This window comes from Microbacterium sp. AB, from assembly GCF_032878875.1.
GTDB classification, from domain to species: domain Bacteria; phylum Actinomycetota; class Actinomycetes; order Actinomycetales; family Microbacteriaceae; genus Microbacterium; species Microbacterium betulae.
This window is the reverse complement of the sequence record NZ_CP118157.1, coordinates 176,330-195,193: the sequence shown is the minus strand read 5'-3', so window position 1 is coordinate 195,193 and position 18,864 is coordinate 176,330. Positions and strand designations below refer to the sequence as shown.

General features: G+C 69.9%; 20 protein-coding genes. 2 read left to right on the top strand and 18 right to left on the bottom strand.

Features of this window, described 5'->3' with window-relative positions:
* Positions 1 to 264 precede the first annotated feature (264 nt).
* The 9 genes from dnaB to N8K70_RS00875 all read right to left on the bottom strand — a co-directional run bounded on the left by dnaB (position 265) and on the right by N8K70_RS00875 (position 8,805).
* Complete coding sequence (dnaB, locus tag N8K70_RS00915; protein WP_317139733.1) at positions 265 to 1,644, bottom strand: replicative DNA helicase; 1,380 nt, start codon at positions 1,642 to 1,644, stop codon at positions 265 to 267.
* A 430-nt stretch (positions 1,645 to 2,074) separates the two neighbouring features.
* Entirely contained in the window at positions 2,075 to 2,530 is a 456-nt protein-coding gene (gene rplI, locus N8K70_RS00910) for a 50S ribosomal protein L9 (protein ID WP_317139732.1), read from the bottom strand.
* Positions 2,531 to 2,539: 9 nt separating this feature from the next.
* Positions 2,540 to 2,794 carry a 30S ribosomal protein S18 gene (gene rpsR / locus N8K70_RS00905; protein ID WP_029146075.1) on the bottom strand — a complete coding sequence of 85 codons (255 nt, stop codon included), beginning with the start codon at positions 2,792 to 2,794 and terminating at the stop codon, positions 2,540 to 2,542.
* A 30-nt stretch (positions 2,795 to 2,824) separates the two neighbouring features.
* Positions 2,825 to 3,379 (bottom strand): single-stranded DNA-binding protein, encoded by a 555-nt coding sequence (locus tag N8K70_RS00900; RefSeq protein ID WP_317139731.1) that lies wholly within the window; start codon positions 3,377 to 3,379, stop codon positions 2,825 to 2,827.
* Between the two features lie 6 nt (positions 3,380 to 3,385).
* Positions 3,386 to 3,748, bottom strand: a complete 363-nt coding sequence (gene rpsF / locus N8K70_RS00895) for a 30S ribosomal protein S6 (RefSeq protein WP_317139730.1) — start codon at positions 3,746 to 3,748, stop codon at positions 3,386 to 3,388.
* Between the two features lie 150 nt (positions 3,749 to 3,898).
* The gene (gene hydA / locus N8K70_RS00890) at positions 3,899 to 5,296 is read right to left on the bottom strand and encodes a dihydropyrimidinase (RefSeq protein ID WP_317139729.1); all 1,398 of its coding nucleotides are present in this window, start codon (positions 5,294 to 5,296) and stop codon (positions 3,899 to 3,901) included.
* 70 nt (positions 5,297 to 5,366) lie between these two features.
* Positions 5,367 to 6,659 carry an amidohydrolase family protein gene (locus tag N8K70_RS00885; RefSeq protein ID WP_317139728.1) on the bottom strand — a complete coding sequence of 431 codons (1,293 nt, stop codon included), beginning with the start codon at positions 6,657 to 6,659 and terminating at the stop codon, positions 5,367 to 5,369.
* Positions 6,659 to 7,837, bottom strand: a complete 1,179-nt coding sequence (locus N8K70_RS00880; RefSeq protein ID WP_317139727.1) for an NAD(P)/FAD-dependent oxidoreductase — start codon at positions 7,835 to 7,837, stop codon at positions 6,659 to 6,661. Before N8K70_RS00880 ends, N8K70_RS00885 begins: the two co-directional genes overlap by 1 nt.
* Positions 7,834 to 8,805: a dihydrodipicolinate synthase family protein gene (locus N8K70_RS00875; protein WP_317139726.1), complete on the bottom strand. Its 972-nt coding sequence runs from the start codon at positions 8,803 to 8,805 to the stop codon at positions 7,834 to 7,836. Before N8K70_RS00875 ends, N8K70_RS00880 begins: the two co-directional genes overlap by 4 nt.
* A 109-nt stretch (positions 8,806 to 8,914) precedes the next feature.
* Between N8K70_RS00875 and N8K70_RS00870 the strand changes: the two genes are divergently transcribed.
* Positions 8,915 to 9,556 (top strand): GntR family transcriptional regulator, encoded by a 642-nt coding sequence (locus tag N8K70_RS00870; protein ID WP_317139725.1) that lies wholly within the window; start codon positions 8,915 to 8,917, stop codon positions 9,554 to 9,556.
* A gap of 14 nt (positions 9,557 to 9,570) precedes the next feature.
* Here the strand turns inward: N8K70_RS00870 and N8K70_RS00865 are convergent, their stop codons facing one another.
* From N8K70_RS00865 to N8K70_RS00855, 3 genes are read right to left on the bottom strand one after another with little or no spacing between them, the layout of a single operon-like run.
* Positions 9,571 to 10,362, bottom strand: a complete 792-nt coding sequence (locus N8K70_RS00865; RefSeq protein ID WP_317139724.1) for an amino acid ABC transporter ATP-binding protein — start codon at positions 10,360 to 10,362, stop codon at positions 9,571 to 9,573.
* A complete protein-coding gene (locus tag N8K70_RS00860) occupies positions 10,352 to 11,065 on the bottom strand; it encodes an amino acid ABC transporter permease (protein WP_317139723.1) in 714 nt (237 codons plus the stop codon). Before N8K70_RS00860 ends, N8K70_RS00865 begins: the two co-directional genes overlap by 11 nt.
* A 30-nt stretch (positions 11,066 to 11,095) precedes the next feature.
* Positions 11,096 to 11,959 (bottom strand): transporter substrate-binding domain-containing protein, encoded by an 864-nt coding sequence (locus N8K70_RS00855; RefSeq protein ID WP_317139722.1) that lies wholly within the window; start codon positions 11,957 to 11,959, stop codon positions 11,096 to 11,098.
* 141 nt (positions 11,960 to 12,100) lie between these two features.
* Between N8K70_RS00855 and N8K70_RS00850 the strand changes: the two genes are divergently transcribed.
* The gene (locus tag N8K70_RS00850; RefSeq protein WP_317139721.1) at positions 12,101 to 12,982 is read left to right on the top strand and encodes an aminotransferase class IV; all 882 of its coding nucleotides are present in this window, start codon (positions 12,101 to 12,103) and stop codon (positions 12,980 to 12,982) included.
* A gap of 58 nt (positions 12,983 to 13,040) precedes the next feature.
* Here the strand turns inward: N8K70_RS00850 and N8K70_RS00845 are convergent, their stop codons facing one another.
* From N8K70_RS00845 to N8K70_RS00820, 6 genes are all read right to left on the bottom strand, one after another.
* On the bottom strand, positions 13,041 to 13,970 hold the full coding sequence (locus N8K70_RS00845; RefSeq protein WP_317139720.1) for a cation diffusion facilitator family transporter: 930 nt from the start codon (positions 13,968 to 13,970) through the stop codon (positions 13,041 to 13,043).
* Positions 13,967 to 14,719, bottom strand: a complete 753-nt coding sequence (locus tag N8K70_RS00840; protein ID WP_317139719.1) for a tyrosine-protein phosphatase — start codon at positions 14,717 to 14,719, stop codon at positions 13,967 to 13,969. Before N8K70_RS00840 ends, N8K70_RS00845 begins: the two co-directional genes overlap by 4 nt.
* A gap of 89 nt (positions 14,720 to 14,808) precedes the next feature.
* Positions 14,809 to 15,612, bottom strand: coding sequence for an ABC transporter permease (locus N8K70_RS00835; protein ID WP_317139718.1), 804 nt, complete (start codon positions 15,610 to 15,612; stop codon positions 14,809 to 14,811).
* 7 nt (positions 15,613 to 15,619) lie between these two features.
* A complete protein-coding gene (locus tag N8K70_RS00830) occupies positions 15,620 to 16,447 on the bottom strand; it encodes an ABC transporter permease (RefSeq protein ID WP_317139717.1) in 828 nt (275 codons plus the stop codon).
* Between the two features lie 54 nt (positions 16,448 to 16,501).
* Positions 16,502 to 17,680 carry an extracellular solute-binding protein gene (locus N8K70_RS00825; RefSeq protein WP_317139716.1) on the bottom strand — a complete coding sequence of 393 codons (1,179 nt, stop codon included), beginning with the start codon at positions 17,678 to 17,680 and terminating at the stop codon, positions 16,502 to 16,504.
* 46 nt (positions 17,681 to 17,726) lie between these two features.
* Positions 17,727 to 18,800, bottom strand: coding sequence for an ABC transporter ATP-binding protein (locus N8K70_RS00820; RefSeq protein ID WP_317139715.1), 1,074 nt, complete (start codon positions 18,798 to 18,800; stop codon positions 17,727 to 17,729).
* Positions 18,801 to 18,864: the final 64 nt, after the last annotated feature.

Below are 18,864 nucleotides of genomic sequence, written 5' to 3'. Positions count from 1 at the left end.
CCGACCGTGGCTACCCGTCTCGGACAAGGCTCCGCAACGGGGTCGAGGTGGCCCTCCTGCCGACGGGCCGAACAAGGGCCTGGAGCCTTTTCTCACGTCGCCTCCGCCATGATCCGGGGCGGGCTCGGCGGTCCGGCACGGCCGAGCACAGAGCGACCAGGTCTTCTGCGGCGAGATCCTGTGCCTCTTCGACGAGGATCTGCTGCTCCAGAGGAGGCGACGCGTGTGGTCGTGCGGCGGCGATACGAACGGCGGCGGCGGCGCCTACTCCCCGCCGAACTCGCTCACGGGCGCCATGTCGGCGAAGCGGGAGTAGTGGCCCTGGAAGGCGACCTCGATGTTCGCCGTGGGCCCGTTGCGGTGCTTGGCCACGATGAGCTCGGCGCCGCCGGGGTTGTCGTTCTTGTCGTACACCGACGGGCGGTGCAGCAGCATGACCATGTCGGCGTCCTGCTCGATCGAGCCCGACTCGCGCAGGTCGCTCACCTGGGGGCGCTTGTCCTGGCGCTGCTCGGGGCCTCGGTTCAGCTGCGACAGCGCGATGACCGGCACCTGGATCTCCTTGGCGAGGAGCTTCAGGGCGCGCGAGAACTCCGACACCTCCTGCTGGCGCGACTCGACCTTCTTGCCGCTCGTCATGAGCTGCAGGTAGTCGATGATGACCATCTTGAGGCCGGCGCGCTGCTTCAGACGCCGGCACTTCGCGCGGATCTCGACGAGCGTCATGTTCGGGCTGTCGTCGATGTACAGCGGCGCGTCGTTGATACGGCCCCGGGTCGAGGCGACCGTCGTCCAGTCGCGGGAGTCGAGGTTGCCCTTCCGCATCGACTGCAGCGGGATGGCGCCCTCCGCGCTGAGCAGGCGCATGGCGATCTCACTGCGGCCCATCTCGAGCGAGAAGAAGATCGTCGGCATGTCGTTCTTGATCGCGGCGGCACGCGCGAAGTCGAGCGCGAGCGTCGACTTCCCCATCGCGGGGCGCGCGGCGATGATGATCATCTGGCCGCCGTGCAGACCGTTCGTCAGCTGGTCGAGCTCGCCGAAGCCGGTGGGGATGCCCGTCATCTGGCCGTCGCGCCCGCGCGCCGCCTCGATCTCCTCCACGGCGGCGTCGACCGCCACCGTGAGCGGGACGTAGTCCTCGGTCTGCTCGGTGCCCGTGACGTTGTAGATCTCGGCCTGCGCGGCGTTGACGAGCTCCACGGCCTCGCCCTGGCCCTGGTACCCCATCTGCGCGATCTTCGTCCCCGCGTCGACGAGGCGGCGCAGCAGCGCGCGCTCGGCCACGATGCCGGCGTAGTAGCCCGCGTTGGCGGCGGTCGGCACGATCGACGTCAGCGAGTGCAGATAGTCCGCGCCGCCGGCGCGCTGGAGGTCGCCGGTCTTGATGAGCTCGTCGGTGACGGCCACGACGTCGGTCGGCTCGCCGTGCGAGTAGAGGGACAGGACGGCCTCGAAGATGACCTCGTGCTTGGGGACGTAGAAGTCCGGGCCCCGCAACGTCTCGATCACGTCGGCGACGGCGTCCTTCGAGAGCAGCATCCCGCCGAGCGTGCTCTGCTCGGCGATGAGGTCGTGGGGGGGCGTGCGCTCGTGCTCCCGAGGACCCCCGAGACGGTCCTGCCCGATTTCAGCGATCGACACGCGCGCTCCTGTTCTCCGCCCCTGCGGGGGTGCTCATGCTCCACGACAGCATCGACCACCGACATCCGCCGCGTTCACGCTAGGCCCGCTGCTCCGCACCTTCAACGAGGCCTGTGGATAACTCTGTGGAGGACCTGCGCAAAACGCCGTGGATGATGTGGAATCACACTGTGGAGAAAGGACACGCACCCGGGGCGCGCACCTCCATTATTGCTCCTTGACCAGGGCATTTCGATTCCCACACCCTGTGGACGGGAGTGTGATTAAAGGAGGGCTTGAAGGTTGACGTCGGCTACACCCAACTGTGTACAACGGCAAGACCCCGCGTCCCATGTGTCGGGGGATTTCGTGGGATGGGGAAGACTCCCCGGGCACGCGGAAGCGGCGCGGACCCCGAGGGGCCCGCGCCGCTTCCGCGTCGCTCTGAGAGCTACTTCTTGAGCGCGACGACCTGCAGGGAGATGACCGCGGTCACCTCGTCGTGCAGGCGCACGAGCGCCTCGTGGTCGCCCACGACCTTGATCGGCGAGGGCACCGAGATCTTGCGCTTGTCCAGCTCGCCGATGCCGGCATCAGACACCGCCTGGGCGATGTCGGCCGGCTTGACCGAGCCGAAGAGGCGGCCCTCGGCGCCGGCCTTGACGGCCAGGCGCACGCGCGCGTTCTCGATGGCGTCCTTCAGGGTGACGGCCTCGTCGTGGGTCGCGATCGCGCGAGCCTCGCGGGCCGCGCGGATGACCGCGACCTGCTTCTCGCCACCGCGGCTCCACGAGACGGCGAAGCCCTGGGGGATGAGGTAGTTGCGGGCGTACCCGTCCTTGACCTCGATCACGTCTCCGGCGCTGCCCAGGCCGTCGACCTCGTTCGTGAGAATCAGCTTCGACATGGGTGCTCCTTAGCGGCCGGCGCCTGCGTAGGGCAGGAGCGCCATCTCGCGCGCGTTCTTGATCGCGCGAGCGATCAGACGCTGCTCCTGCACCGAGACGCCGGTGATACGACGGGCGCGGATCTTGCCGCGCTCCGAGATGAACTTGCGAAGGGTCGCGACATCCTTGTAATCGATGACGCCGACCCGGATCGACTTCGCGGGAGCGGCGTTCTTCGCGCCCTTCCGCGGCTTGCGGCGGTCGCCGCTGGACTTTCCAGCCATTTCAGGTCCTTAGGAAAACGAGTGGGGGGATCAGAACGGGGTGTCGTCCGAGAACGACCCCGGGGTGCTCCATGCGTCGGCGCCGGACTGCCCGGGCGTCGCCCAGGGCTCGTCCGAGGTCTGCTGCGCGGGGCGCTGCTGGCCGTAGCCCGCATTGCCGCCGACAGCGGCGTTGCCGCCACCGGCGTTGTTGCCGCCGCCGTAGTTGCCCCCGCCGCCTCCGGCGGCACGGGTGACCTGGGCGGTGGCGTAGCGCAGCGAGGGTCCGATCTCGTCGATCTCGAGCTCGATGGAGGTGCGGCGTTCGCCCTCCTTCGTCTCGTAGGAGCGCTGACGCAGGCGGCCCTGTGCGACGACGCGCATGCCCTTCGTCAGCGAGCCGGCGACGTGCTCGGCGAACTCGCGCCAGACGCTGGCACGGAGGAAGAGGGCTTCGCCGTCCTTCCACTCGCCGGACGCGCGATCGAAGTTGCGCGGCGTCGAGGCGATCGTGAAGTTCGCCACGGGCAGGCCGTTCTGCGTGTAGCGCAGCTCGGGGTCAGCCGTGAGGTTTCCCACGACGGTGATGACGGTTTCGCCGGCCATGATGCTCTAGGCCTTCGCCGCCGTCTTGCGAGCAGCCTTCTCCTCGGCGCGCTTCGCCTCGGCCGCCACCAGGGCGATGGCCTCCTCGGCGCGCAGCACCTTGGTGCGGATGATCAGCTCGCTGAGCTTGAGCTGACGGTCGAGCTCGACCGTCGCCTCGCTGGTCGCGGTGAAGTTGACGACGGCGTAGATGCCCTCGGTCTTCTTCTGGATCTCATATGCGAAACGGCGCTTGCCCCAGATGTCGACGTTCTCGATCGAACCACCGTTGTCGGTGATGACCGAGAGGAACTTGTCGAGATGTGTGGGGACCTGGCGCTCGTCGACCTCAGGCTGGATGATGACCATGAGTTCGTACTGGTGCGTCACTGACCCACCTCCTTCGGACTTGAACGGATGCCGGGCATTTCCCGGTATCAGGAGGGTGTGTTGCACGTCGCGCGGACCGACGCAGGCAGGGCTGCAGCCGCGCAACCTTCATATAGTACCCGACGCGGCGCGGATGCCCCAAGTCGGAGGTCAGAACACCGTGAGGTCGACGGCACCCGCCGGAAGGTGACGGCCACGAGGAGTGCCATCGACCAGCTCGCCGCCCTCGATCACGACCCGCCCGCGCACGATCACCGTGGTGGGCCTGCCCGTGATCTCCATCCCCTCGTAGGGGCTGTAGTCCGTGGCCATGTGCAGCCCGCCGGATCCGATCGTCCACACCGCCTTCGCGTCCCAGATGGCGATGTCCGCGTCGGATCCCGGCTGCAGCGCTCCCTTGCGAGGGTAGAGCCCGTTGACCCTCGCCGGGTTGGCGGCGGAGAGCTCGACGAACCTCTGCGGGGACAGCCCCTTCCCGACGACGTACTCGCTGAAGACGACGGGGAGACGCGTCTCGACGCCGGGAAGGCCGTTGGGCATCGACCTCACGTCGTGGGGATGCTCGCGCTTCTGCGCGAGGTCGTAGCAGCAGTGATCGCTCGCCAGGGTCGTGATCTCCCCGTTGAAGAGATAGCCGCCGAGCGCGTCGACCGTCTCGCGGTCCCGCAGCGGCGGGCAGCAGACGTATCGCTCCGGCTCCGGGCCGGCGTACTTCCCGTCGTCCAGCACGAGGTGATGCGCGACGCCCTCCGAGTACGCCGGGATCCCGCGTCGTCTCGCGGCCGAGACGAGCTCGATGGCGGCCGGCGTGGACTGGTGCACGAAGTAGATCGGCGATCCGAGCCTCTCCGCGATCGCCAGGACCTCCGCGACGGCCGCGGTCTCGGCGAGCGCGCTCCGCGTCCCGCTCATGTGCCCGGCGTCGATCTCGCCTCGCACCTGCGCCCTGCGCTGGTCCTCCTCGATGATGTGGTTCGCCTCGCAATGGATGACGACCATCCCGCCGATGTCGGCGAGGGTCTGCATCGTCCTGAGGATCGTGTCGTCGTCGGCCATCGTCTCGCCGCGGTACGTCGTGAACATCTTCACGGTGACGATGCCTTCGCTCGCGAGCGTGCGCAGCTGCTCCTCCGTCGAGTCGTCCCAGGCGACGACGGACGCGTGCAGCGCGCTGTCGCAGAGGCCCTCCGACGCCTTCGCCCGCTGCGCGCGGGCGACGTCCAGCGGTCGCTGCCCGGGCGACGGGATGGCGAAGTCGACGATCGTCGTCGTCCCGCCGTGCAGCGCCGCGAGCGTGCAGCCGCGGTAGTCGTCGAGCGACGTGAACTCTCCCGAGGCGTATCCGACGTGGCAGTGGGGGTCCACGCCGCCGGGCATGACGAGACGACCGGTCGCGTCGATCACGCGCGCGTTCTCCGACCCCGCGGGCGCGGCGGCGCCCGGCGCCACGATCGCCGCCACCCTCCCCTCCTCGACGAAGAGGTCCGCCGGCCCCTGCCACGTCGGCTCCACGACGGTCCCGCCGCGCACGATCAGCTCGATCGTCATCCTCTCGTCCTCCCTTCGCGGCGCGTCTCCGCGCCCGCGACCTGTCCGCCGACCCGCCCGGCCGACCCCGTCATGTCCGCGCTCCCCACGTGCTCCCGACGAGCGCCGAGCGGACGATCCGGCCTTCCTGGATCACGGTGTCGATCGTCCGGAGCGCGGAGACCGTGCGAGTCGGGTCCTCGATCGTCAGGACGATGTCCGCGGCCGACCCCTCGGCGATGGCGCCGAACAGCGCCTGCGCGCCGATCGACCGGGCACCCTCCCAGGTCCCCGCGCGCAGGACGCTCTCCGGCGCCATGCCCGCCTGCTCCAGGTACTCCATCTCCCTGACGTGGCACGATGTGCCGTCGTGCGGCTCCCCGGGGAGGTAGTCGGTGCCGACCGTGATCCGGATGCCCTCGCCGTCGAGGTCCGCCGGATCGACCGACCGCGCGATGGCGCGGCGGGCCGAGGCGAGGTGGACGGGGCCGACCCGGGCCGCGAGCTCGATCTGCCACTCGGTGAAGCCGTGCGCCCTCATCCATCCGGGGCTCGAGGTGACGGACAGCGTGGGCGACAGGTACGCCCGCGCCCGCGCCATCTTCTCGATCACGGCGTCGTCGAGATCGTAGCCGTGCTCGAAGTGGCGGATGCCGTTGTCGATCGCCTCGCTGATCGCGCCGCCTCCGCCCGCATGCGCGACGACGTAGCCTCCTGCCTCCCTCGTCGCGCGAACGGCGGCGCGCATCTCCTCCGGGGTCATCTGAGCGCCGCTGTAGCTCTCGTTCGCGTGCGCGATCCCACCCGTGATGAACACCTTCACGTGGTCGGCGCCACGCTCGAGCGACGCCCGCGCGGCCTTGAGGAACTCGTCGTGCCCGTCGGCGTTGATGCCGCCGAGCCCCTTGCCGTGACCGTTCGTCACGCCGATCGCGCGGCCGGCGGCGAAGATGCGCGGCGCGTCCGCCCATCCCTGCGCGACCGCGGCGCGCAGCACGATGTCGGCGTCGTTGCGCTCGTCGAGGCACCGCACGGTCGTCACCCCCGCGTGCAGGGCGTCGCCCGCCCGCGCGAGCGCACGCAGAGCGCTCGCGCCGCTGCTCTCGTGGAGGTCCGTGTCCTCGAACGGATACACGATCGTCAGGTGCGTGTGGACGGAGACGAGTCCCGGCACGACGAACCGCCCGCCGATGTCCAGGACGTTCGCGCCGACGGGCGCGGGCGAGGGCGTGACCGCGACGATGCGTCCGCCGCGGAGCTCGACGTTGCGGCCCTCGAGCACGGTCCCGGCGACGACGTCGACGATGTGACCGCCGACGAGCCACAGCGAGTCCGGATGGCCGGGCATGCCCGGCCGCGGGGCGCGCGCGTTCGTGTTGTGCATCAGATGACCGCTTCCTGACGATGTCCGACGGTGGAGGGGGAGAGGAGGCGGCCCGGGCCCAGGTCGTCCACCTCGATCGCGGGGGCGGCCCGGCCGATGAGCTCTGCGATCGTGCGGGCCCAGAGAGGGGAGAACGTGAACGCGTAGGTGCCGCCCATGACGAAGAGCCCGTCGTGGCCCGGGACGGCGCCGACCACGGGCATCTCGTCGGGCGTGGCGGCGAGGGGCCCCGCCCACGCCCTCGAGAGCCGGAGGGCCGACACGGCCGGGACGATGCGGCGTGCGTCGGACATGTTGCCGTCGGCGCTCCGCTCGTCGATGGGCGTGTAGTCCCCGAGGCGCAGCGCTCCCGCAGGCCAGCCCCCTCCGATCACGACGTTCCCCGTGCGCACCTGCTTGACCGAGAGCCCTCGGCCGACATGCTGCACGAGCACCTCCAGGAGACGGCCCGCGCGGACCGTCTCGTGCATCTGGATCGCGATCGGCGCCATGGCGATGCGCGCACCGGCGAGCGCCATCACCTCCTGGATCCACGGGCCCGCGGCGTTCACGACGAAGGGGGCCTCGAACTCGCCGGCATCGCTCGTCACGAGCCATGTCCCCTCCGGGCGCCTGTCGAGGGCGCGCACGGGCGCGTGCGCGTAGACGCGCGCCCCCAGCCCGGAGGCGCGCCGGAGGTAGGCGGGGATCGCCAGCAGGCTGTTCGCATAGCCGTCCCACGCGCAGTAGGTGGCGGCGCGCACGGAGGGCCCGATCGACGGGGACGCCGCGCGGACGGAGTCCCCGTCCATCACCTCCGTCGGCACGCCCGCCGCCCGCTCCCACCGATGCTTCTCGCGAAGCGCCCGCTCCTGGGCATCCGTCTCGGCGACCGTGAAGCCGCCGGAGCGCGTCACCTCCAGGTCCGCGTCGAGGCGCGCCTCGAGCTCGTCCCAGAGGAGGCTCGCCTCGCGCTGCAGCGGGAGGAGGCGGGCGGTGTCGACGGGCACGTCCTGCCCGGGCCGCTCGGGGTGGATGGCCTGGATGTGCAGGTTTCCGGCGGTCGTCCCCGATCCCTGGCGTCCGGGGAGGGCTCGTTCGAGGAGCACGACGTCGTGTCCGCGTTCGCTCAGCTCGAAGGCGGTGGCGGCGCCGAGCACTCCCCCGCCGATGACGACGACGTCGGCGGTGCCTCTCACGCGATCTCTCCCGCCAGGGCGGCGCGCAGTCGCGCCTCGCGGACGATGAGACCCGCCTCGCGCAGGATCTCCGCGATCGCAGCGACCGCCCGGGGCTCGACGAGCGGCGACAGCGGCTCCCTGACGACGCCTCCGGGTTGTCCGAGCAGCCACATGGCGGCCTTCAGCTGAGAGATCGGCGACGCGAACCTGCCGGCGTAGTCGGGTGCGATGAGCCGCCCGCTGATCGCCTGATACTTGTCGACCCAGTAGCGCGCCAGCTCCGCGTTGCCGTCGGCCACGGCGTCGAAGAAGGGCACCGCGTACGGCGCGCCCACGCCGCCGCCGTCGATCGCGCCGTCCCCTCCGAGCCCGAGCATGAGCGCGAGCCCCTTCCGGTGCGCGAGGCTGCCGAACACGCGCACGCGATCGCCGACCTCCTCGAGCGTGGAGACCATCGCGTTCCAGTCGCCCGTCGAGTCCTTGATCGCGGCGACATGGGGGATGTCCGCGAGCGCGCTCATCAGACCGGGCACCTGCGCCATGTCGACCGCGGTCCCGCGCGGCCAGTTGTAGACCATGAACGGCAGCTCGGTCGCAGAGCTCACCTGCTCGTAGAACGCGACGATCTCCGCCGCGGAGGGGTGGACGTACGGCGGCGGCGTGGCGAGCGCCCCGGCGGCCCCCGCGCGCGCCGCGTGGCGCGCGAGCTCCGAGGACTCCGCGATCGTGTAGGAGGTGACGCCGACGACCACCGGGATCCTGCCGTCGACGGCGTCGACGGCGATCTCGGCGACGCGCCGCCGCTCCTCGGGCGTCTGGCTGAACCATTCCCCCGTGCTCCCGTTCAGGAGCACGCCGTGCACGCCCTGGGAGACGTAGAGCTCCATGAGCTGCGCGAGGGCCGTCTCGTCCAGGTCGCCCGCGGACGTGAAGGGCGTGGGTGCGGCGGGCCAGTATCCGAGCCAGTCGACGTCGTGGCGATTCATGAGGGCCTTTCGTGGGCGTTCGCAGAGCCGCGACCGCCGATTAATGCATCAGCAGATATATTTGATTCGCGCGCAACAGCGCGTCATGCTCGACCAGGGAGCCGGATAAGTGACGTCAGGGACCAAGCGCACGAAGGCGCAGCAAGCGCACGACATCATTCGGCAGCAGATCATCCGGTGCGAGCTCCGGCCGGGCGAGCTGCTCAGCGAGGCGCGCCTCGTGGAGGTCACCGGGCTCGGGCACACTCCCATCCGCGACGCGCTCCAATGGCTCAGCAACGAGGGCCTCGTCACGATCACCGCTCGCCGCGGCACGGCGGTCGCGCCGCTCAACCTCGACGACGTGCAGCAGATCTTCGATCTGCGCATCGCGATCGAGTCCGTCATCGCCGACCAGGCCCTCCGGCACATCACGGACGAGCACCTCGATGCTCTCCGCGAGCTCATCCGGATCCTGGAGGACGGCGCCGGCCCCGAGCTCGAGTCGGATCCCGACATCGACCGTCGATTCCACGAGACGCTGCTGGACGCGACGGGCAACCGCTACCTCGTGAGCATCTACTCCGGCCTCCACGACGCGTCGCTGCGGCTGTTCTACCTCACGAGATGCGGGATGGAGCCCCGCTCGCAGCAGCTCGACAGCCTCCGGGCGACGCTCGCGGCGTGCACCGAGCACGACGGGGCGGCCCTGCGGGAGGTCCTCGTCGAGCACGTGAAGGACTTCCGCAAGCGCGTGACCGGAGCGATCTGACCCAGGCCGGGGCATCACAGGATCTTCTCCAGGAACCGCCGGCTCCGCTCCTCGGTCGGGTTCGTGAAGAACTCGTCCGGGCGCCCCTGCTCGACGACGCGGCCGTCGGCCATGAAGACGACCCTGTGCGCCGCGGCACGCGCGAAGCCCATCTCGTGCGTGACGACGACCATGGTGATCCCCCGGCCGGAGAGCCCGACCATGACGTCGAGCACCTCGCTCACCATCTCCGGGTCCAAGGCGCTCGTCGGTTCGTCGAACAGCAGCACCGACGGGTCCATCGCCAGCGCGCGTGCGATCGCGACCCGCTGCTGCTGTCCGCCGCTCAGCCGATCCGGGTACGCGCCCACCTTGTCGGAGAGGCCGACCGCCGTCAGCAGCTCGGCCGCACGTTCCGTGGCGGCCTTCCTCTCCTCCTGCAACGCGTACACGGGCCCCGCGGCGACGTTCTCGAGCGCGGTCAGATGCGGGAAGAGGTTGAACTGCTGGAACACCATGCCGATGCGGCTCCTCTGGTGCGCGAGCGGACGGCTCCCCCAGCCGAACGTGCGCGCCAGCCAGCTCGGGTGCGCGAAGGGCTGCCCCGACACCTCGATCACGCCGCTGTCGGGCGACTCGAGGGAGTTGAGCATGCGCAGGAACGTGCTCTTGCCGCCGCCGCTCGGACCGAGGATCGTGACGACCTCGCCCGCGGCGATGTCGAGGTCGATGCCCCGGATCACATGATGGGATCCGTACGACTTGTGCACGTCGCGCGCGCGGACGGCGCCGGACGCGGTCGTGTCGACGATCGATTCAGGCGACATCGGCCATCACCGTCCTGTTCTTCCGATCGGCACGCACCGGACGCGTGTGCCGGTTCAGCCGCTGTTCCATCGCGTTCTGCGCCCATCCCCAGACCGTGGTCATGAGGAGGTAGTACAGCGCCGCGACGGTGAAGGTCTCGAGCACGTGGAAGGTGAGCTGCCCCAGCTGCTGCGTGCGCCGCAGCAGCTCGTCCATGGAGATCACGGAGGCGAGCGACGTCGCCTTGATGAGCGAGTTGAACTGGTTGCCGAGCGGAAGGAGCGTGACACGCGCGACCTGCGGGGCGATGATCCGGCCGAACAGGACGGGCTCCGTCATCCCCAGCGCTCGCGACGCCTCGAACTGACCGCGCGAGACGGCCTGGTACCCCGAACGGATGATCTCCGCCTGGTACGCGGCCTCGTTCAGGCTCAGGCCGATGATCGCGGTCGCCACCACGCCGAGGGTGATCCCGATCTGCGGCAGACCGGTGAAGATCACGATGAGCTGCACGAGGACCGGCGTCCCGCGGAAGACCCAGATGTACAGGCGTGCGAGCCCCGAGAAGAGCACGAACGAGGATCCGCGCATGGCGGCCAGGAGCACGCCGCCCACGAGCCCGAAGGCCATGCAGAGGACCGAGAGCCAGACCGTCGTCCATGCGCCCTCGAGCAGTCGCACGTTCACGAGGGCGTCGAACAGCGCGCCCCAGTCGAAGTTCATGTCGTCATCCGCTCGTTCACGAGGATCCGCTCACTCGCCCGTGTACTGCACGGCGAAGTCGTCGACCGGCTCGAGGCTGTAGTCGGCGATGAGCGCGTCGTACGAGCCGTCCGCCTTCATCGCGTCGAGCGCCTCGATCACGGCGTCCGCGAGCGGGCCGTTGCTCACGACGAGCGCGGTGTCGGTCAGCTCCAGGCCTTCGATGGCGGCGTCGAATCCTCCCTTGTCGGCGTAGTAGGCGGCGACCGGGCTGGTCGTCGCGACGCTGTCGACCTGCCCCGCGCTGAGAGCCTGGAACACCATGTCGTACTCGTCGAAGCTCCGGATGTCGATCGGATCGAGGCCGTCCTCGACGAGCCCGTCCGAGATCGTCTGGAGGGTCGCCTCCTCGAAGCTCGACACGGCCGCCCCGAGGGTGAGCCCGGAGAGATCCTCCACGGATTCGACGCCGCGAGGATTCCCCGCGGCGACGCTCACGCTGATGCCCATCCGCTCGGTCGGGATCATCCGCATCTCGGCGATGCGCTCCTCCGTCACGAAGTAGCCGATGTCGACGATGTCGATCCGGCCCGCCTCCATGGACGGCTGGAGCGATGTCGCCTGCGCGTTCGTCCATGCGACGTCGAGGCAGAGGCGCGCGCCGAGCTCTTCGCCCAGCTCCCAGCGCTGCCCCCGGATCTCGCCGTCGGCGTCCACATAGCTGAGGGGCGGCAGGGTCGCATTGGTGCCGATGTTCAGCACGCCCTGCTCGACCACCGCGTCGTCGGCGATCTCGATGCAGTCCTCGGGCGCGGCACCCGCCGCCGACTCCTCGCCGGAGTCCGCCGACGAGCAGCCCGCGAGCGCGAGAACCGCGATGGCCCCTCCTGCGAGATAGCGATGCTTCCTGACCACGGTCACTCCTGTTCGATTTGGTGATATATAAGGATGTGTCTTAGCTTCTGTAACCGGAACAGTATTAGCCCGGTGTGACCGCGACGTTACGGACGATGTCGATCGGATTAACCCGTCGACCCGAGATCCCAGGAGAACCGCATGCCCGCAGTAGTCGTCATCCACGAGCCCGTCGTGGGCTCCCGTCCGAGCGCCGAGCCGTTCCGGATCGTGCCGTTCGACGAGCCGATCGTCGACGCCATGAACCTCGGGATCACCCGCGGCGACGGGATCTTCGAGTCCGTCGGCATCCGTCACGGATACGTCCACGAGGAGGAGGCGCACCTGACGCGCTTCGCCAACTCCGCCCGCATCCTGGAGCTGCCGGCCCCCAACGCGGACGCGTACCGGGAGGCGGTGCGCATCGGCTACCGCGCCCTCGGCGGGGGCATCGCCGACGCATACGCCAAGTACGTGCTCACACGCGGGATCGAAGCGCGCGAGAGCGACCCGTTCGGATACGCCTTCGTCGACGTGAACCCGGACTGGAGCCGGGAGCGCACGCAGGGCATCCGGGTCGTCACGCTCGATCGCGGCTATCCCCTGAACGTCGCGCAGACCTCGCCGTGGCTGCTGCAGGGGGCGAAGACGCTCTCCTACGCCGTCAACCGCGCGGCGATCCGCGAGGCCGCGCGCCGCGGAGCGGACGACGTCGTGTTCACGACGACCGACGGATACGCGTTGGAAGGCCCCACCGCGACCCTGATCCTGCGCTTCGGCGACGCGTTCGTCACCCCGTCCCCCGACTTCGGCGTGCTGCACGGGACGGGACAGCTCGGGGCGTATCGATGGCTCGCGGCCCTCGGGATGCGCACCGAGTACCGGCCCGTCCGGGCGGAGGAGCTCCGGCAGGCCGACCAGATGTGGCTCGTCAACAGCCAGCGGCTCGCCGCTCCGATCCGCGCCCTGGACGGCGAGGACGTGACGATCGACCGCGCGTTCACCGACGGGATGAACGAGTACCTGCGCGATCGGCGCAGCTGACGCCCTCCCCTCGGCGGCGACCTCCGGGCGGCGCCGTCCGCTGACGGGACGGCGAGGCTCAGCGGACGGGGCCGGCCTCGGCGAACTCCAGCGACGGCTCGTCGTCGACGGACAGGGACAGCACGACGGCCTCGACGACCGGGTGGGCCTCGATCCGGCGCTCCACCTCGCGGAGCCGGCGCGCGACGTCGTGCTCGCGCGCGTCGCCGGCGAGGTCGATCTCGGCGACGATGAAGAGGCGGTTGGGTCCGACGTACTCGATGTGCAGATACGTCACGCGCTCGATGTCGGCCGATTCGAGGAGCGCGCGTCCGGCCCGCGCCCGCAGCACGGGAGACGCGCTCGTCCCGACGAGGAACGCCATGTTGCGCCAGATGAGCACCACGGCCACGACTCCGAGCAGCAGCCCGACGAGGATCGAGCCCACGGCGTCCCACGCCGCGACGCCCGTGATCTGGTGGACGGCGATCGCCCCTCCCGCGATCAGGAGCCCGACGAGCGCGGCGGCGTCCTCGAAGAACACCGCACGCAACGTCGTGTCGCTCGTCTCGATGACGTAGTCCCACGTCGACGTGCCGCGCTCGCGGGCGAGTCGTCTCGAGCGGATGAACGCCTGCAGGAACGACGTCCCCTCGAGCACGAAGGCGACCCCGAGGACGACGTAGGCGACGACGGGGCTCTCGACGGGCTCATCGGAGGCGAGCTCCTGCACCCCGTGCATGATCGACACGATCGACCCGGCCGTGAAGATGCCGAACGCGGCGACGAGCGACCAGACGAAGGCGCTGCGTCCGTAACCGAGCGGATGGCGCGCGTCCTTGCGGCGCGCGCCCCGCCTGTCGGCGATGAGCAGGAAGATCTCGTTGCCCGCGTCGGCCCACGAGTGCGCGGCCTCCGCGACCATCGACGCGGAGGACGTGACGACCGCGGCGACCGTCTTCGCGACCGCGACGAGCACATTGGCGAAGAAGGCGATGATCACGGTCACGCGGTCAGGCTACTCCCGGCGCCTCGGCCCCGCAGGCGGGCGTGCAGGGCGTCGACCGTCCCGGGCTCGCCGCCGGTCGAGCGGAACCAGGACTCGGCGCCGCCACGCGCGTCGAGGGCGTCGAGGAAGGTCTCCATCGCGGGCGCGGGAGCGGTCAGGATCTCCGCCGGCACGTCGAGGGCGAGCCGCGTGCCCGTCGTGCGGGCGGCGACGGTGCGGGCGGCCCGCGCACGCACGCCCGGCATGTTCTCCGCCGTGCGGACGTAGTCGGCCACGATGTCGTCGTACGGCACGCCCGCGAGCGCGAGCGCCAGGGCGACCGTCACGCCCGTGCGGTCCTTGCCCGCCGTGCAGTGGACGAGCACCGCGCCGTCCGCCCGCGCGATCTCCTCCATCGCACGGATGAGGAGCGCGGCGGCCTGTCCCTGGATCATCGACACGTACATGCCGCCGAGGCCCGCCCGCAGGAACGCCTCCACGTCGACCTCGTCGGGATCCATCCTCGCCCGTCCTCCGAGGAGCGGGAGGTCGACGATGCGGCTGCGGGACGAGTACGGATGGGCCTCGCGCTTCTCCGCCGCGTCGCGCAGATCGAGCACGACGGCCGGTGGCCACGCGTCGACGCCGGGAGGCTCGTCCTCGGAGTGCGGGGCGTCGCTGCGCAGCAGGACGCCGGGGCGCAGCAGCGGGCTCGCCGTCGCGACGTCGCGCAGGTTGACCAGCCTCGGGGGGATGTCGGCGGTGCTCATGGATCCTCCTCCGTGGCGGGAGCGACGATCACCGGATCGTTCCGAGAGACGCTCCGCGCCACGAGTCCGATCGTAGAAGACGCCGCCGATCAGTCGGCGTCCCTCGCGAGCCGCTGCGAGATCCACACGGGGACGAGCGAGAGCACGATCATGACGGTCGCCACGACGTTCACGACGCTCGCCTCGTTGGGCCGCGCCATCTGGTTCATGATCCACAGCGGCAGCGTGTCCACACCGGGCGGGGCCGTGAAGATCGTCACGACGACCTCGTCGAAGCTCAGGGCGAAGGCGAGGACGCCGCCCGCGACGAAGGCGCCGCGGAACTGCGGGAACGTGACCATCCGGAACGTCTGCCACGGCGTCGCGCCGAGATCCGCTGCGGCCTCCTCCACGGAGGGGCTCAGTCGCCGCAGACGCGCGAGCACGTTGTTGAACACCATGACGATGCAGAAGGTGCCGTGCGCGACGATCATCCCGAAGTACCCGACGTGGATCCCGATCGGCTCGAGCAGCTGGTTGTACGTGTTGTTGAGCGCGACGCCCGTGACGACCCCGGGCAGGGCGATGGGCAGCACGACGAGGAGGCTGACCGTCTGCGTGCCGAAGAAGGAGTGGCGCCGCAGCGCGAAGGCGACGAGCGTGCCGAGGACGAGTGCGACGGTCGTGGCGCCGAGGCCGACGACGATCGAGTTCCCCACGGCCGCGTGGATCGGCTCACTCGTGAACGCCCTGCCCCACCACTCGAGTGAGAAGCCCCGGATGGGCCAGCTCGCGATGCGCGCGGCGTTGAAGGAGTTGAGCACCACGAGCAGGAGCGGCACGTACATGAAGGCGAGCACGGCGACGACGATCGCACCGAGCGCCGCCTTGGCGCCGAGGGAGAGTCTGAGCACGATGACCTCACATCCGCTGCAGCGCGCCCGTGCGCTGCACGCTGACCAGGTAGACGACGACGAAGACGATGGGCACGATCGAGAAGGCCGCCGCGATCGGCGGGTTGAGGTTGATGTTCGACGCGATGACGCTGCCGATCATCTGCGTGGACCCTCCCACGAACCGGGCGGCGAGGTAGTCGCCGAGACTCAGCGAGAACGTGAAGACGGATCCCGCGATGATCGCCGGCCGGATGAGCGGCAGGACGACCGTGCGGATGGTGCGCCATGCACCCGCGCCGAGGTCGGCCGAGGCGTCGAAGAGGTGGGACGGAAGCTGGCGGATGGCCGTGTACACCGGGACGGACATGTACGGCAGCCAGAGGTAGGTGAGGGTGAGCACCACCGTGACGATGCCGAAGCCCGGGCCGCTGATGCCCAGCGGCGAGAGCACCGCGTTGAAGAACCCGTCCTCGGTGAAGGTGATCCGCATTGCGAGGATCTTCACGAGGTAGCCCGCCCACAACGGCAGCGTGATGGCGACGGCCAGCACGGCCCGCAGCCAGGCGGGCGCGATCTTGGCCATGAAGATCCCCAGCGGCACGGAGACGAGGATGCACAGCGCCGTGACGGCGAGCGCGATCCCGAGCGTGCGCAGCGCCGTGGAGAGGTACGCCGGATTCACGACGAGCTGCTCGAAGTTGCGCAGCGTGAAGCCCGGCGTCACCTTCGAGGTGAACGGGTCCGTCACCCAGAACGCCGTGACGAGCAGCATGACGAGGGAGAGGATGTAGATGCCGATGAGCCACGCCATCGGCAGCGCGAGCAGGCTCGCGAGGCGAAGTCGCCGTTTCATGTTCGTCCTGTCGTGAGGGGAGGCGGGGCGGTGTGAGCCGCCCCGCCCGCGCGGTCAGCTCTTGACGGTGAGCCAGGCGTCCGTCCACTGCTGGAAGTTGGTGCACGTGACGTCCGTGCGGCCGTCGATGCACTGCTCGATCGGGGTGGTCCAGAACCAGACGTTCTCGAAGTACTCCTCGTCGGTCGCGTGGTAGTCGTCGCAGTGCGCCTGCGCCTCGTCGCTCGTCTCGCAGAACGCCGCGTTGGCGGGCGCCATGCCGAAGTTCATCGCGATCGCCCCGTTGACCTCCGGGGAGGAGGTGTAGTCCATCCACGCGTACGCGCAGTCGGGATTCGCCGCCTGCGCGGAGAGCATCCACGCATCCGACCATCCGGTCGACCCCTCCTCCGGGAGGACGCTGCCGAACTTCTCGTCCTCCGTGAGCTTGCGCAGCACCTCCCAGGAGGTGCCGAGCACGGTCGTGCCGCCGACGAACGAGGTGACCTGCGCCGCCGCATCCGACCAGTACTCCGACACGATCGCGTTCTGCTCCTGCAGCAGCTCGATGGCCGCGTCGAGCTGGGTCTGGTCGAGGGCGTAGGGGTTGGTGATGCCGAGGTCGGGCTCGTGCGCCATGAGGTAGACCGCGGCGTCGGCGATGTAGATCGGCGCGTCGTACGCGATGATCTGCCCCGCGTAGGGGCTGTCGGCCTCCCACGCGACGTCCCAGCTCGTGGGCGCCTCGGTGACGACCTCGCTGTTGTACTGCAGGATGTTCGCGCCGCGCCCGATGGGGACGCCGTACGACTGGCCGTTGATGGTGTCGTACAGCTGGCCCTTCATCCCCTCGACGATGTCGTCGCCGAAGTTCGGGATGAGGTCGAGGTTGAGCGGCGCGACGTCGCCGCCCGCGATGAGGCGCAGGCTCGCATCGCCCGACGCCGACACGAGATCGTAGTCGCCCGAGCGCATGAGCTGCACCATCTCGTCGCTCGTTCCGGCGACGCGCCGGTTGACGACGCACCCCGTCTCCGCGGTGAACTCGTCGCTCCACGCGGGCTCGACGAAGCCGCTCCAGGCGACGATGTTCACCTCGTCCTCGTAGTCGCCGAGCTCTTCCTGCATCGGCACGTCGGGGACGTCGATCGACAGCCCCGGCGCCTCGTCGTCCTCGCCTGTGCTGCTGCATCCGGACAGCGTCAGCAGGGACACGGCGACCAGCGCCGTCCCGGTCATGATCGTGGATCGCATGTGCTCACTCCTTGATGGTCGATGGTTCTGGACGGATGACGGTGTCTCAGGGGAGTCGGGCGGCGTGGTCCGCCTGCCAGGCGACGCGGACCTCCGTGCCACGCGCCAAGGACTCGGTGGCGGCCGGATGGTGCGCATTGGGTCGCTCTGCGATGATCTGCAGACCCTCCTCGACGTCGACGAGGTAGCGCGTGGTCGGCCCCGTGTAGACGATCTCGGCCACCGTCCCCGCCAGCGTCGTCTCGCCCGGATGAGAGTGCTCCCCCGGCGAGACGATGCGCACCCGCTCAGGCCGGACGCTCAGCGCCGCGCGGCTGCCCGCGACGCGCTCCGCGACATCCGGCGGCAGCACGTTCGACAGCCCGAGGAAGCGAGCGACGAACTCCGTCCGGGGGAGTTCGTACACCTCGCGCGGCGTGCCGATCTGCTCGATGCGCCCGCCGTTGAACACGGCCACCCGGTCGCTCAGGGTGAGGGCCTCCTCCTGGTCGTGCGTCACGAAGACGAAGGTGATGCCGACCTCGCGCTGGATCTGCTTGAGCTCGATCTGCATCTGCTCGCGCAGCTGCTTGTCGAGGGCGCCGAGCGGCTCGTCGAGCAGCAGCACCTGCGGGCGGAGGATGAGCGCGCGGGCGAGCGCGATCCGCTGACGCTGGCCGCCGGAGAGCTGGTGCGGCAGCCGGGACGCGACGTGCGCGAGGCGCACCTGCTCGAGCGCCGTGACGACCCGCTCGCGCCGTGCGGCCCTGCGCTCGCCACGCACCCGGAGGCCGTACCCGACGTTCTCCTCGATCGTGAGGTGGGGAAAGAGCGCGTAGTCCTGGAACACCGTGTTGACCTGACGTGCGTGGGGCGGCACCCGGGTCACGTCGACCCCGCCGAGCGAGATCGTCCCCTCCGTCGCGTCCTCGAAGCCCGCGATCATCCGCAGCACGGTCGTCTTGCCCGAGCCCGACGGCCCGAGCATCGACAGGAACTCCCCCGCGCGGACATCGAGGTCGAGGTCTCGCACGGCGGCGACAGCGCCGAACGACTTCGAGACCCCGCGGAGGGAGACGGCACCCGCGTCGCGTCCGCTCGACGCCTCGTGTGCAGGTGCGACCAGGGGTGACGGGCTCATCGCTGCTCCTCGGGTCCTCGATGAACGAGGATGTCGACGTTTAACATATGAACCCATAGTTCAT

Bases quoted from the DNA above. Each gene is read 5' to 3' on its own strand.
- rplI (WP_317139732.1), bottom strand. From the start codon at position 2,530: ATGTCGAAGCTGATTCTCACGAACGAGGTCGACGGCCTGGGCAGCGCC.
- N8K70_RS00900 (WP_317139731.1), bottom strand. From the start codon at position 3,379: ATGGCCGGCGAAACCGTCATCACCGTCGTGGGAAACCTCACGGCTGAC.
- hydA (WP_317139729.1), bottom strand. From the start codon at position 5,296: ATGACGATCGAGCTGATCGTGCGCGGCGGGACCGTCGTGGAGCCGACG.
- N8K70_RS00860 (WP_317139723.1), bottom strand. From the start codon at position 11,065: ATGAACTTCGACTGGGGCGCGCTGTTCGACGCCCTCGTGAACGTGCGA.
- N8K70_RS00850 (WP_317139721.1), top strand. From the start codon at position 12,101: ATGCCCGCAGTAGTCGTCATCCACGAGCCCGTCGTGGGCTCCCGTCCG.
- N8K70_RS00820 (WP_317139715.1), bottom strand. From the start codon at position 18,800: ATGAGCCCGTCACCCCTGGTCGCACCTGCACACGAGGCGTCGAGCGGA.
- N8K70_RS00830 (WP_317139717.1), bottom strand. From the start codon at position 16,447: ATGAAACGGCGACTTCGCCTCGCGAGCCTGCTCGCGCTGCCGATGGCG.
- N8K70_RS00865 (WP_317139724.1), bottom strand. From the start codon at position 10,362: ATGTCGCCTGAATCGATCGTCGACACGACCGCGTCCGGCGCCGTCCGC.
- N8K70_RS00825 (WP_317139716.1), bottom strand. From the start codon at position 17,680: ATGCGATCCACGATCATGACCGGGACGGCGCTGGTCGCCGTGTCCCTG.
- N8K70_RS00840 (WP_317139719.1), bottom strand. From the start codon at position 14,719: ATGAGCACCGCCGACATCCCCCCGAGGCTGGTCAACCTGCGCGACGTC.
- N8K70_RS00885 (WP_317139728.1), bottom strand. From the start codon at position 6,659: ATGCACAACACGAACGCGCGCGCCCCGCGGCCGGGCATGCCCGGCCAT.
- N8K70_RS00875 (WP_317139726.1), bottom strand. From the start codon at position 8,805: ATGAATCGCCACGACGTCGACTGGCTCGGATACTGGCCCGCCGCACCC.
- rpsR (WP_029146075.1), bottom strand. From the start codon at position 2,794: ATGGCTGGAAAGTCCAGCGGCGACCGCCGCAAGCCGCGGAAGGGCGCG.